Here is a 10,929-nt window from a genome sequence, read left to right as displayed (position 1 = left end):
CAACAGCCTTCTAAGCTGTAGGTCGTAGGTTCGAATCCTACTTGGGACGCTGCTGAAAAGCCTTGTGAACACTACGTTCATAAGGTTTTTTATTTTTGCTTAGTATCTTTAGGTCTCGAAAAAGATACCAATAGGATACCATTTTAAGCTTTTTTGAAAAGGTCATTGAAATGCTTAGCGGAACTTTGCTCAGCTTCTTGTAGAACGTGTCCGTAAGTATCCATGGTTGTGCTGATCTTAGAATGGCCTAAACGCTCCTGGATGATCTTCGCATGGACTCCTTGATTAATTAACAAGGTGGCTGAGGTATGCCTGAGATCATGGAACCGTATCCTTTTCAATTCACTATTTTGTTTTTTATTCAAGAAACGTATCCATCGTTGGCTTATGGAGTCCGGTCGAAGCGGCTGACCGTATTCGTCTGAAAATAGAAAAAGGTTATTCGGCCACTTCCACAGATTATGCGTCTCTATCTTTTGCTCATATTTCAAAGCACGCAATTTCTTCAAAGCTTTCATAAGGTCTTCAGGGACAGAAACCTTTCGAGTTCTTCCTGTTTTCGTTGATTTCAATTGGAGCCCCTCTCCTATTGCTACTACTAAAGCCTGTTCGACTAATATAGCATTATTATCGAAATCCAGATGTTTACCCTCTAATGCAGCTATTTCTCCTTCACGTGCTCCGAGAACAGCGGCAGTTTGTACAATCAACTGCCAGATCGTTTCTTCATTCTCCAGCTTATTAAATAGTACGCGAGATTCTTCCAAGGAATAAACTTCAGATTTCTTGTGCGTCACCTTCGGAATCTTTACATTCTCGCATGGATTACGGTCAATTAACTCCCACTCTTCAGCCACTTTAAATAAAGCGTTCAGAGCCTTGTATATGTTTTTTATACTGCTTGAGGATAAATACCCTTCCTTGCCATCCAAACGCTTACCAGGTTGCTTTAATTCATCGAAATAATTGACGATATGAATTTTCTTCACGTCTTTTATTTTCATGGGACCGAACTCAGGTAGTAAGCGTTTCTCAAAAATTCTTTTCGTTTCATTTAGCATGCGAATGCCATAATGATCTTTAGCGAACTTGTTGAGCCATTCCTCATAAAAATGTTCAAACGATAGCTTGGTCGCATCCGTTAACTGCTTTGATAAAACTTCTGCTTCAAATAGTGCTAACTTTTTCTTCGCTTCAGTTTTATTCTTAGCTGAAACAGTCCTATTCTTCTTCTTGCGTTTTTTCCCAACGTACCCTAATTCTACGGTCAGTTTGTACTTACCCTTGGATACCTCCCTGTAACTAGCCATTTACATCCTCCTTTATAATCAGAACTCTTCGAACCATTCCACTACACCTAACGGGTCGAATATAATACGATATCCTTCAACATCCACGTAATGCCCGTATTTCTCTTTATACTTCTGAAGAGCAGCTTCAAGAAATTCTTCGGTCACTCCCAAAAAGTCAGCAAATTCATGCTTGTTCCTTATATACTGGTGATGACCTTCGATTATCTTGTAAAGCGGTATAAGTCTCTCGTACGCCCAAAGACGAGCGAGCATTTCTTGTTTCACGTTAACTACTTTCTTTTGATTAAGTATATTCCCAGTAGTTCTATGGTGGTGTCCTATTTCTTCAGCTAAGATACAGTATTTGTGAGGATAGGAAGGTAAGTGCTTGTCAATCCATATGACATTATCTGCATACAATCCTTTAATGTTACCTCTGATCTCTTCCTCGTATACGTCTATGCCCAGGGAATATGCTTCTGATAAAAGCTTTTCATACAACATTAATTATCCCCCTGGTTCTTCTGTCTTTTCAGTTTAACGAATTCTTTAAACCGTTCGATTTCCTCCATTTCTTCCTCCGTCCACTCTTCTTCATGGTGAGCAGCTATTGTTTCTATTTCCGGATCTTCCGTCCGACCAAGCAGATAGTCTGTAGAGACATTAAAATAATCAGCAACTTTCTCGAGTCTGTCAGAAGAAGGTTTGTTCTTCTTCCATGAATACATAGAATTGCGACCGAATCCGACCTTATCTTCTAATTGAGCTACTGTGATTCCCCTTTTTTTACAAAGTTCTTTAACCCTATCAAACACTGTCATATCAATCATCCTCTGGAAGCCAGAACGATTCAATTAAAGATTTTTGTAGAAATTTAGTTGACTTCTACAAAGTTCTTTAATATACTTTGTTCATAAGCTAATTAGTTAGCTAAAAAAGAGTACAAAAAAGACTACCTTTACAAAAGCATTTTACCCGTTCCCCAACGTTAAAATGTGCGCTTACAGGCTTTTTTAAGTCTTATTTAGCTATGTCTTTAGTCTATAATTTTCTTTAATTTAAGTCAATGCTTATTAAAGAATTAGCTAACTTTTTAGCTTATTTTATTAAAGAAAGAGGGTGTAATCATGTCAAAAGACTTGGCGGCGCGTGTTAAGAACGAACTATTCAGGCGAGATATGCGTCAGAAAGATCTTGCTGAAATGCTAAATGTATCAAGTGCTTACGTTTCCGATATCATTCACGGTCGCAGAAGTGGAGAAAAAGCTCAGAAACACATTAAACAAATTTGCAAAATCTTAGATATCAACAAGAAGGTGGTGTGAATGAAGAGAACGGATGTGAAGGGGCTTGTTAAATATTTAGAGGAGACAGGAAACAAGTTATCCAAATCGTTCATTTACCGTCTCGTGAAGCAGAACAGGATTCCTCATAAAAAGATTGGATCAAAAATTATCTTCGATATCGATTCTATTGAGAGATGGTTAGATCCAGAAAGCGAGGAGGGACAAGATGACCCAGAATCAACGACATAGTGTTATCCATTTCACTTTATGGATACTGTCACTCGTGTTTCTGTACTGGTCGTTGGTTAGCAATCTATGAAAGGAGGGGTGACGATGATCGGACGCAACGCATGGACAATGGACCAGCAAATGACAACTGGTGAAATGTACGGGTATCAGAAACGCCTTATCGATATCTTGAATGGTAACAATACCAATCGCGATGTAAGGCTCGCACACCTGATGACAGACCTGGAACGGACTTTCCACATTCCAATGATGCATAAGGCGGCTTTCAATGAAGCGAATCCGCATTTGATGGAACTGTACAAAACAGTATCGGAAGAAAGGAGCCTTTGAATGAAAGACATCGAGCACCCGGAAATAAGCAGAGTCAATCGCACCGGGCTGAATAACTGGAAGGACGATAACCTTTTCGGGTATGACGCGGGAGACAATGAAGTATTCGTCGGTGATGAAATCTACTGGTTTGATGAAGAGGAATTCTACTTGAAAGAAACGCTTAATGAAGCCGGTCAGCTAATGGCCACTAGGCATGGCGGTCAACTGAAAATAGCCGGTATCAGTATTTGAAGCTGTTTATCCTATATGGGAGGTGAGAAAAGATGCAATGTATCCGATGCCAGCGCACACCCGCACAGATTGAAAGGTATGCGAAGGAAGCATTTGAAATGGAGATGTCTCCGCATGAATATGTCCGGATGGATGTTGAAACGTACCATCCACATTCAGATATGTTCTGCTGTCATGAGTGCTACGCCGATCTCGGCTATCCACTATACACGGATTTGGTCGGGTGGTACGAGAACGTTATTCCATTACGAAGGGAGGCTTGAAGATGAAACGATTTAAAACTCAACTGGTTGAAACATTGAAGACGATCGACCGCAACATCCAACACGCAACCAGTGAAGAAGCACTCGCAATCCTGCTCAACGCAAAAGCGACCACCTTAGCTGCACTTCAAAAATATGAGCATTAAAAAAGACCACGCTGCAACGTGGCCTACCAAAAAAGATATAACCTATCTTTACTATATCACATCAGGAGGCACCTATCTATGGAAATTAAAGTGAAGATCGATGCAGAAGGACTGGAGTCAGCGATTCATACGCTTGCTCAGGTTCTCGGAAACTTTGAATACCCGGTAAATCTACCAGAGGCTCAAAAGGATGAAGAGCCTGTAGGCAAAAATAAACCAGAAACAAAGCAGGAAGCGCCGAAAGAAGAAAAAGCTCCTGCCAAAGAAGAGAAGAACGACGAGCCTGAACAGAAATCAAATTTCACGATGGATACGATCACAGCGAAAACCCGTGAATTCATCCAGGCGGATAAAGCGAACCGAGAAAAGCTGAAGAGCTTCTTATCTGAAAGAGACGTGGACAAGGTGAGTAATCTTCCGGAGAAATACTTCGATGAGTACATGGCCTTTGTCGAGGAGAACATGCAATGAGTGTAAATCACTCGGAACGCGGACACGCCTTGCTATCAGCTTCCGGGGCTCACCGGTGGCTGGTATGTACGGCGTCCCCATCCATGGAGAAAGGCATCGCAGATACGACAAGCACCTTTGCCGAAGAAGGAACGTTTGCTCACGAACTATCAGAACTCCACTTTGCTCACCTGTATCAAGGCATGACGAAACGGAAGTTCAACGCCGAACTGAAGAAACGGAAACAGAATGAATACTATTCGGAAGAGCTGCACGACTACGTGAAAGAGTACGTCGATCAGGTCGAAGAACACATCAATGAAGCGAAGGCAAGAGCTGATACGGAGCCGACGTTGATGTTCGAAGAACAACTGGACCTCAGCACCTATGTCCCGGAATCGTTCGGTACCGGTGACGTGATCGTCTATAACGGCGGGGTGCTCGAGATCATCGATCTGAAGTTCGGAAAAGGCATCGAGGTTTCGGCCATCGACAATCCTCAGCTACGGCTCTACGGGTTAGGAGCTCTTGATATCTTCGACATGATCGAAGACGTGCAGGAAGTGGCCATGACGATTATTCAGCCGCGACTCAACAATCTATCAACAGAACGACTGCCAGTGGAAGATCTGAAAACATGGGGTGAAGATTATGTACGACCACGGGCGGAAGAGGCATGGAACGAAGAAGGGTCGTTTGTGCCAGGAGAGCACTGTCGTTTCTGTAAGGTGAAGCATACCTGCAAAGCACGTGCAAACCATTACCTGAACATGAAGAACAAGCTGAAGGATCCGAACCTGCTTTCCAGTGATGAGATTGCAGACATCCTGTTTGAAGCAGATGCGGTCCAGAAATGGGCGAAAGACGTGCAGGACTACGCCCTGCAGCAAGCGAAAGATGGAAAGTCCTTCGAAGGATGGAAAGTTGTCGAGGGACGAAGCCGACGTACCTATAAGGACGAGGGGAAGATTCTCGAACTATTGAAGGACGAGCACGATGAAGACGAGCTGATTGAGAAGAAACTGCTCTCCATCTCAAAACTGGAGAAGAAGATCGGGAAGAAAACGGTCGAAGAGAAACTGAAAGACTATATCGCAAAACCACCAGGGAAGCCTGCGCTTGTTCCGGAGAGCGACAAACGACCGGAAATGAACAGTGCCGACAACGATTTTGACACCATTAATTAACGAAAAGGGAGAGATACAACTATGGCAATTTCAGCGAAACGTAACGGAACAAAAGTAATCACAGGTGAGGTTCGCGCCTCTTATGCAAAAGTCTGGGAGCCGGAATCCATCAACGGCAGTGACGAGAAATACTCGGTCAGCTTGATCATTTCGAAAGATGATACCGAAACCATCAAAGCTATTGAAGAGGCAATCGAAGAAGCGAAACAGGACGGAAAGGCAAAATTCGGTGGCAAGATTCCCAATACCTTGAAAACACCTCTCCGAGATGGAGATGAGGAACGGGAAGACGATGAAGCTTATAAAAACAGTTACTTCATCAATGCGAACCGAAACGCCAGTCAGGGGCAACCGCAGATCGTAGACGCGTATAAGAATAAGATTACAGATACGACAGCCGTTTACTCCGGTTGCTTTATCCGAGCATCTGTAAACTTCTTTGCCTTCAACACGAATGGAAACAAAGGGATCGCTGCAGGTCTCGGAAACATCCAGAAAATCCGTGACGGGGAAATGCTGAGTGGCGGATCCACTGCAGATGAAGACTTCGATGAACTGGACACAGATGATGACGACTTGATTTAAGGGCGATAGGGGGTTCTACGGAATCCCCTTTTGCTTTAGAAAAGGATGGATGTCATGACTCAGATGAGCGTGGATATAGAAACCTATTGTGACTTAGATATCAAGAAAGTCGGCGCTTATCGATACGCCGAACATGAAAGTTTCGACATTCTGATTACAGCCTTTGCGTTCGATGATGAACCGGTCCAGGTACTGAGTGAAGAGAATCAGCATGAATTCTTTGAAGCCCTGCAAAGTCCGGACGTCATAAAAACGGCTCACAATGCCAACTTCGAACGGGTCTGCTTCTCCCATTATTACGGCATAGCGATGCCCCCGGAACAGTGGCGATGCACGATGGTCGATAGTACACGCATCGGACTGCCGGCTTCTCTCGCACAAATCGCAGATGTGCTGAAACTGGATGAACAGAAAGATGCGTCAGGGAAGCAGCTGATCACCTATTTCTCGAAACCTTGTAAACCGACGAAAACGAACGGCGGTCGAACACGCAACCTTCCGGAACATAATCCGGAGAAATGGCAGGAATTCATTGATTATTGTGTGCAGGACGTAGAGACGGAACGGGCGATCCGAAAACGGATTGATGAGTTTCCGGTACCAACCTCTGAACAAAAGCTCTGGGCGCTCGATCAGCGCATCAATGACAAAGGCGTCCGGGTGGATGCGGAGTTGATGGACGGTGCCATAGTCTGTGACAAGCAGACGAAAGAAGACGTGATGCAACGTGCCAGGCAACTGACGGGTCTCGATAATCCGAACAGTCCGACACAGCTCCTCAAATGGCTACAAGAGCAGGGCGTAGATATCGAGAACCTGAAGAAAGAATCGGTGGATGTCATGCTCGAACATTATACATCTGGTGTGATTCATGAGGTGCTGAAACTGAGACAGGAGCTTTCGAAAAGCAGTGTAAAGAAATACGACCGCATGAAACAGATGGTTTGTGAGGACGAACGGGTCCGAGGCATTCTCCAGTTCTACGGAGCGTCGAAAACAGGACGATGGGCCGGCAGAGGCGTGCAGGTACACAACCTCACGAAAAACTACATGAGCCTCTCCCGTATTCGTACCGCACGGAAATTGGTAAAAGAGAAAGACTTCGAAGGACTGGACCTTATCTATAACGAAAGCCGGCAGAACATTCTCAGCCAGCTCGTGCGCACCTGCTTCATTCCGAGTGATGGCTACAAATTTGTAATCTCCGACTTCTCCGCGATTGAAGCTCGGGTGATTGCCTGGCTTGCAGGAGAGCAGTGGCGTCTGGACGTGTTCAACACTCATGGCAAGATCTATGAAGCATCAGCTGCTCAAATGTTCAAAATCCCGGTCGAGTCGATATCCAAAGGAAGTCCGGAACGACAGAAAGGGAAAGTCGCGGAACTGGCTCTTGGATATCAGGGCGGTCCCGGAGCGCTTATCAACATGGGCGCTTTGAACATGGGGATGGAAGAATCAGATCTTCGCCCTCTGGTCGATAAATGGCGGGAAGCGAACCCGAATATCAAGAATTTCTGGTATGCCTGTGATCAGGCAGCTCTGACAGCAGTAAAGGATAAAAAGATCATGAAGACGCATGGTCTCACCTTTCGACGGGAGAGAGGATTTCTCTTCATCGACCTTCCCAGTGGCCGAAGCCTTGCTTATGCGAAACCTCACATCACCGAGAACAAATTCGGTCGTGAAGCTGTCGCTCACTACGGGCTGAACGATAAGAACAAATGGGTGAAAATCGATGCCTATGGCGGCAAATGGGTGGAGAACATTGTACAAGCTGTGTCCCGGGATATTCTGGGTATTGCTATCGAACGACTGAACGACATCGGCTATTCCAACGTCATGCACGTACACGATGAAGTGGTGCTGGAAGTGCCGGAAGATGATACGGAAGCTCTCGAGAAAGTAGAGAAAGTCATGGGAGAGCCAGTCAGCTGGGCCGAAGGGTTACCCCTTGCAGCAGACGGCTTTGAAGCAGAATTCTATATGAAAGATTAGGAGGATTAGAAATGAAAGAACCGATATTTTGTTACCGCATTTCAGCAGAAGCAGGCATTGCGCATGACGGGGAAGGCAACGACCGACCAGCATACACACAGGTAAGCGCTGGTAACGGAGTGGATCTTGAAGAGAAAGACTATAACAATTTTCACGAAAACATCAAGTACATGGTAGCTGGACAAATGGGGATTGCACCAGAACATTTCGAACCTATCAGTCGAGAAGAATACGCTCTCCGTGTAGAGGAGGACGAGTGAATGAATCTAACGGAACTGTACGAGATCCAGGGCGGTCTCGATTACCACATCAGAGATAGAAAAGGATTGCAAGATGAGGATCTAATGAAGGAGAAGGTACTGGCTCTTTATGTTGAACTTGGGGAGCTTGCGAACGAATGGAGAAGGTTCAAATTCTGGAGTGAAGACCAGACGCCCCGTAGACAGAAGATGCTCGAAGAGTACGCAGATTGCTTCAGTTTTATCTTGAGTCTCGGGTTAGAAGGAGTCATTCCGATGGAAGCTTCTGAAACTGGAGCTTTCGAAGCTGAAACGATAACTCAGCAATTCAACGCTCTCTTTAGACAACTTAGTGCTTTTGATGATCTTAAATCAAAAAGAAACTATATCATCCTCTTTGATTTATTTCGAGGGCTCGGGAAGATGCTCTGTTTCACCGAAGAAGAAATCGAAACAGCTTATAAGACAAAGAATCTGGAAAACCACCTTCGTCAACGGAACGGATATTAAACCATGAAGCGCTGGGTCAAAGAATACACCGAAGAAGTGGACGGCCAGCTTTTGACCAGGGTGATTGTGTATCAGAGCCAACCGAAAACATTCAGCTATCTGATATTTGTATAGGAGGTAAGAGTGATGGATATGAAGCGAGTGGAAGAGATTCAAAAAGACTTAAACAACGTACTCATGCACACAAAAGGGATCGATCATGTACTACACCGAATGGATGATGTAAAAGAGCTTGTACAAACCATCAGACAACAGTCCGAGAGAATTGAACTGTACGAAGGGATTGCTTTAGATCACCACTACAAACTCATTATAGAAGAGATGGAGGAATCGGAATGAAGATGAAACCAATTTACCAAATACTCTCTGTTGCACTGTTTTTCTCAACATTGTTTATAGACTCTTTTCACACATCAGTTTCACTAATGATACTTGGTATTCTTTTCATGCAAATGTCCATGATCACGGATATTAGTGAACTGAAAAAGGAGCGAAGCTAATGACCACAAATCTTGCAGAAGCACTTCGTAACATTGGTAGACAATTCATGGAGAGAGTCAACGCATTTAGCAGAGGACTGAATACTCGCCTTCGTTTAGCCGACCTCCAGTCCGATATCAACGCTCACCAAAGCCGACTCACCTATATCGAGAAAACGGTGCTTCCTGCTACCAAACACAGTGTCCGTCGCAAGAAACTATTACAGGAACAGAAACACTTGAAAGCTACCATCCAGGAGTTGCGGGTTCGATACTCGCATCTCCGGAATCAAGAGAAACGGAAACGACCAATCAAGGAAGACGAGATCGATACAGCTATTCTGAATCTGAAAGGGTGGGGCAAATGAGACCAGTCAAACGCATCATTAATGACATGCTCGACCAGCAGGAACAAAAGGGCATCGAAACGTACGGAACAACCTTAGAAGAAGCGTCCCACAGTGATTATGACTGGAATCAGATGGCATTGGAAGAAGCGATCGATATGTGTCAGTACCTGGCTAAGGAAAACAGACGCCTCCGATCGGTCGAGCATTTGAAGATGAAGAAAGGCTTACCTTCCGTTATCAGCTACGATGGCCGGCGGTATGTGTACGATCCGAATAATTGAGAGGAGTGAAGCTTAATGAAAGCAACGACAGCTTATGCAATTGTTTGGATATCTTCAGCGATTGCAATTAGCACAGGAATATTTATTACAGAAAGCTTAGTGGCATTATGGGCTTTGCTTATACCAGCTTTAGTATCAGGTCCAGATGGAACAGAAAAGTAACGCATCAGACTCAGTAAAAGGAGAGTTGAATGGAATGAACAAAGGGATATGCGGGGTTTGTTTAGAAATGAAAGACGATTTGATTGAGGTTGAGGGTTACATTACCTGTAGAGAATGTGGAGACGAATACCGCACATTCAGAAACCATATCGAAAACATTATGTCTAACGTAGCTGATGAGGACGATGAAGCCTTGCAAAAGAACTGGGCGGCGTTAATAGAACAGTTTTTAAAACAACGCCGGAAACAGGATTAGAGTAAAGCGAATCAGACACATTTAGTACAACAAAAAGGAGCGAGAGCGATGGACTATACAATCATATTTCTGCTCGGCTGGATTATAGGGTCATTGTCGGGGTTAACTTACAGCTTCAAAGAAAAAATAGAGGAGGATCAAAAGTGAAATACACACTTGATACAAAAATACTTTTCATGCTCTCTTTAGGAAGGTGGAAAGAAGAGGAAACTAAAACGTTGGAAGAATTAGGGTTCACTCAGGAGATGTTAGATAAAAGTCCTGCGGATGACATTGAGGCCGACTTACAGGAGATGCACGAAGAATGGGAGCAGAACTTCTTAGATTCTGGATGGTCTGTTATAGATTAAGACACTAACCGACGATTATCCGCAACAAAAGAGAGGAGCAATAAGTATGAATGAAGTTCTTTATTATATAGAACCCCAAGATCATTTTGAAGCAGAGGGTCGGATATTCTATAAAGGCATTAAATATGGTGTGCTACAAAAGGATAACGAGCGTGTAATACTTCTTGCAGAAAATGGGGAATTTTGCTTCACAAATGAACTTATGGACAGAGCCATTAATGAATGGGAGTTAATTGTTCACAAAGCATGACAGACATCCGCAACAAAAGAGAGGAGAATTCACCA

22 protein-coding genes are annotated in these 10,929 nt (G+C 44.0%); 19 read left to right on the top strand and 3 right to left on the bottom strand.

The window, feature by feature from the left end:
• Positions 1 to 143: 143 nt before the first annotated feature.
• The 3 genes from BLQ44_RS15565 to BLQ44_RS15555 are packed head-to-tail and all read right to left on the bottom strand — an operon-like array spanning position 144 to position 2,113.
• Positions 144 to 1,310, bottom strand: coding sequence for a tyrosine-type recombinase/integrase (locus BLQ44_RS15565; protein ID WP_093194818.1), 1,167 nt, complete (start codon positions 1,308 to 1,310; stop codon positions 144 to 146).
• A gap of 18 nt (positions 1,311 to 1,328) precedes the next feature.
• Positions 1,329 to 1,796 carry an ImmA/IrrE family metallo-endopeptidase gene (locus BLQ44_RS15560; RefSeq protein WP_093194817.1) on the bottom strand — a complete coding sequence of 156 codons (468 nt, stop codon included), beginning with the start codon at positions 1,794 to 1,796 and terminating at the stop codon, positions 1,329 to 1,331.
• Positions 1,796 to 2,113, bottom strand: a complete 318-nt coding sequence (locus tag BLQ44_RS15555) for a helix-turn-helix domain-containing protein (protein WP_093194816.1) — start codon at positions 2,111 to 2,113, stop codon at positions 1,796 to 1,798. The genes BLQ44_RS15560 and BLQ44_RS15555 overlap by 1 nt, the downstream gene beginning before the upstream one ends.
• A gap of 306 nt (positions 2,114 to 2,419) precedes the next feature.
• Between BLQ44_RS15555 and BLQ44_RS15550 the strand changes: the two genes are divergently transcribed.
• The 19 genes from BLQ44_RS15550 (at position 2,420) to BLQ44_RS15475 (ending at position 10,894) form a co-directional block, all read left to right on the top strand.
• Positions 2,420 to 2,617: a helix-turn-helix transcriptional regulator gene (locus BLQ44_RS15550; protein ID WP_093194815.1), complete on the top strand. Its 198-nt coding sequence runs from the start codon at positions 2,420 to 2,422 to the stop codon at positions 2,615 to 2,617.
• Entirely contained in the window at positions 2,618 to 2,827 is a 210-nt protein-coding gene (locus BLQ44_RS15545) for a helix-turn-helix domain-containing protein (protein ID WP_093194814.1), read from the top strand.
• Positions 2,828 to 2,911: 84 nt separating this feature from the next.
• On the top strand, positions 2,912 to 3,157 hold the full coding sequence (locus BLQ44_RS15540; protein ID WP_093194813.1) for a hypothetical protein: 246 nt from the start codon (positions 2,912 to 2,914) through the stop codon (positions 3,155 to 3,157).
• The gene (locus BLQ44_RS15535; protein ID WP_093194812.1) at positions 3,158 to 3,391 is read left to right on the top strand and encodes a hypothetical protein; all 234 of its coding nucleotides are present in this window, start codon (positions 3,158 to 3,160) and stop codon (positions 3,389 to 3,391) included.
• 114 nt (positions 3,392 to 3,505) lie between these two features.
• Positions 3,506 to 3,670, top strand: coding sequence for a hypothetical protein (locus BLQ44_RS16640; RefSeq protein WP_176757547.1), 165 nt, complete (start codon positions 3,506 to 3,508; stop codon positions 3,668 to 3,670).
• A complete protein-coding gene (locus tag BLQ44_RS16635; RefSeq protein WP_176757546.1) occupies positions 3,657 to 3,800 on the top strand; it encodes a hypothetical protein in 144 nt (47 codons plus the stop codon). The genes BLQ44_RS16640 and BLQ44_RS16635 overlap by 14 nt, the downstream gene beginning before the upstream one ends.
• A gap of 78 nt (positions 3,801 to 3,878) precedes the next feature.
• Positions 3,879 to 4,271 carry a hypothetical protein gene (locus BLQ44_RS15530; protein ID WP_093194811.1) on the top strand — a complete coding sequence of 131 codons (393 nt, stop codon included), beginning with the start codon at positions 3,879 to 3,881 and terminating at the stop codon, positions 4,269 to 4,271.
• Entirely contained in the window at positions 4,268 to 5,437 is a 1,170-nt protein-coding gene (locus BLQ44_RS15525) for a DUF2800 domain-containing protein (RefSeq protein WP_093194810.1), read from the top strand. Before BLQ44_RS15530 ends, BLQ44_RS15525 begins: the two co-directional genes overlap by 4 nt.
• A 27-nt stretch (positions 5,438 to 5,464) precedes the next feature.
• A complete protein-coding gene (locus tag BLQ44_RS15520) occupies positions 5,465 to 6,022 on the top strand; it encodes a DUF2815 family protein (RefSeq protein WP_245688180.1) in 558 nt (185 codons plus the stop codon).
• A 54-nt stretch (positions 6,023 to 6,076) separates the two neighbouring features.
• Positions 6,077 to 8,017, top strand: a complete 1,941-nt coding sequence (locus BLQ44_RS15515; protein WP_093194819.1) for a DNA polymerase — start codon at positions 6,077 to 6,079, stop codon at positions 8,015 to 8,017.
• 11 nt (positions 8,018 to 8,028) lie between these two features.
• Positions 8,029 to 8,277: a hypothetical protein gene (locus BLQ44_RS15510; protein ID WP_093194808.1), complete on the top strand. Its 249-nt coding sequence runs from the start codon at positions 8,029 to 8,031 to the stop codon at positions 8,275 to 8,277.
• Positions 8,278 to 8,766, top strand: a complete 489-nt coding sequence (locus tag BLQ44_RS15505) for a dUTP diphosphatase (RefSeq protein WP_093194807.1) — start codon at positions 8,278 to 8,280, stop codon at positions 8,764 to 8,766. It abuts the gene before it with no gap.
• A gap of 126 nt (positions 8,767 to 8,892) precedes the next feature.
• The gene (locus tag BLQ44_RS15500; RefSeq protein ID WP_093194806.1) at positions 8,893 to 9,105 is read left to right on the top strand and encodes a hypothetical protein; all 213 of its coding nucleotides are present in this window, start codon (positions 8,893 to 8,895) and stop codon (positions 9,103 to 9,105) included.
• 160 nt (positions 9,106 to 9,265) lie between these two features.
• Positions 9,266 to 9,613, top strand: coding sequence for a hypothetical protein (locus BLQ44_RS15495; protein WP_093194805.1), 348 nt, complete (start codon positions 9,266 to 9,268; stop codon positions 9,611 to 9,613).
• Positions 9,610 to 9,876: a hypothetical protein gene (locus tag BLQ44_RS15490; RefSeq protein ID WP_093194804.1), complete on the top strand. Its 267-nt coding sequence runs from the start codon at positions 9,610 to 9,612 to the stop codon at positions 9,874 to 9,876. Before BLQ44_RS15495 ends, BLQ44_RS15490 begins: the two co-directional genes overlap by 4 nt.
• A 15-nt stretch (positions 9,877 to 9,891) precedes the next feature.
• Positions 9,892 to 10,038 carry a hypothetical protein gene (locus BLQ44_RS16630; protein ID WP_176757545.1) on the top strand — a complete coding sequence of 49 codons (147 nt, stop codon included), beginning with the start codon at positions 9,892 to 9,894 and terminating at the stop codon, positions 10,036 to 10,038.
• Positions 10,039 to 10,072: 34 nt separating this feature from the next.
• Complete coding sequence (locus BLQ44_RS15485; RefSeq protein WP_093194803.1) at positions 10,073 to 10,294, top strand: hypothetical protein; 222 nt, start codon at positions 10,073 to 10,075, stop codon at positions 10,292 to 10,294.
• A gap of 143 nt (positions 10,295 to 10,437) precedes the next feature.
• Entirely contained in the window at positions 10,438 to 10,644 is a 207-nt protein-coding gene (locus tag BLQ44_RS15480; protein WP_093194802.1) for a hypothetical protein, read from the top strand.
• A 46-nt stretch (positions 10,645 to 10,690) separates the two neighbouring features.
• Positions 10,691 to 10,894: a hypothetical protein gene (locus BLQ44_RS15475; protein ID WP_093194801.1), complete on the top strand. Its 204-nt coding sequence runs from the start codon at positions 10,691 to 10,693 to the stop codon at positions 10,892 to 10,894.
• Positions 10,895 to 10,929 lie beyond the last annotated feature (35 nt).

This window comes from Salimicrobium halophilum (assembly GCF_900100295.1).
Lineage (GTDB): Bacteria > Bacillota > Bacilli > Bacillales > Halobacillaceae > Salimicrobium > Salimicrobium halophilum.
This window is presented reverse-complemented; position numbering and strand designations above follow the sequence as displayed.

Coding starts and splice junctions, on each gene's coding strand:
- BLQ44_RS15475 (WP_093194801.1), top strand. CDS start 10,691: ATGAATGAAGTTCTTTATTATATAGAACCCCAAGATCATTTTGAAGCA.
- BLQ44_RS15550 (WP_093194815.1), top strand. CDS start 2,420: ATGTCAAAAGACTTGGCGGCGCGTGTTAAGAACGAACTATTCAGGCGA.
- BLQ44_RS15555 (WP_093194816.1), bottom strand. CDS start 2,113: ATGACAGTGTTTGATAGGGTTAAAGAACTTTGTAAAAAAAGGGGAATC.
- BLQ44_RS15545 (WP_093194814.1), top strand. CDS start 2,618: ATGAAGAGAACGGATGTGAAGGGGCTTGTTAAATATTTAGAGGAGACA.
- BLQ44_RS15510 (WP_093194808.1), top strand. CDS start 8,029: ATGAAAGAACCGATATTTTGTTACCGCATTTCAGCAGAAGCAGGCATT.
- BLQ44_RS15490 (WP_093194804.1), top strand. CDS start 9,610: ATGAGACCAGTCAAACGCATCATTAATGACATGCTCGACCAGCAGGAA.
- BLQ44_RS15500 (WP_093194806.1), top strand. CDS start 8,893: ATGGATATGAAGCGAGTGGAAGAGATTCAAAAAGACTTAAACAACGTA.
- BLQ44_RS15540 (WP_093194813.1), top strand. CDS start 2,912: ATGATCGGACGCAACGCATGGACAATGGACCAGCAAATGACAACTGGT.
- BLQ44_RS15530 (WP_093194811.1), top strand. CDS start 3,879: ATGGAAATTAAAGTGAAGATCGATGCAGAAGGACTGGAGTCAGCGATT.
- BLQ44_RS16635 (WP_176757546.1), top strand. CDS start 3,657: ATGAAACGATTTAAAACTCAACTGGTTGAAACATTGAAGACGATCGAC.
- BLQ44_RS15560 (WP_093194817.1), bottom strand. CDS start 1,796: ATGTTGTATGAAAAGCTTTTATCAGAAGCATATTCCCTGGGCATAGAC.
- BLQ44_RS15505 (WP_093194807.1), top strand. CDS start 8,278: ATGAATCTAACGGAACTGTACGAGATCCAGGGCGGTCTCGATTACCAC.
- BLQ44_RS15495 (WP_093194805.1), top strand. CDS start 9,266: ATGACCACAAATCTTGCAGAAGCACTTCGTAACATTGGTAGACAATTC.
- BLQ44_RS15525 (WP_093194810.1), top strand. CDS start 4,268: ATGAGTGTAAATCACTCGGAACGCGGACACGCCTTGCTATCAGCTTCC.
- BLQ44_RS15485 (WP_093194803.1), top strand. CDS start 10,073: ATGAACAAAGGGATATGCGGGGTTTGTTTAGAAATGAAAGACGATTTG.
- BLQ44_RS15535 (WP_093194812.1), top strand. CDS start 3,158: ATGAAAGACATCGAGCACCCGGAAATAAGCAGAGTCAATCGCACCGGG.
- BLQ44_RS15565 (WP_093194818.1), bottom strand. CDS start 1,310: ATGGCTAGTTACAGGGAGGTATCCAAGGGTAAGTACAAACTGACCGTA.
- BLQ44_RS16630 (WP_176757545.1), top strand. CDS start 9,892: ATGAAAGCAACGACAGCTTATGCAATTGTTTGGATATCTTCAGCGATT.
- BLQ44_RS15515 (WP_093194819.1), top strand. CDS start 6,077: ATGACTCAGATGAGCGTGGATATAGAAACCTATTGTGACTTAGATATC.
- BLQ44_RS16640 (WP_176757547.1), top strand. CDS start 3,506: ATGAATATGTCCGGATGGATGTTGAAACGTACCATCCACATTCAGATA.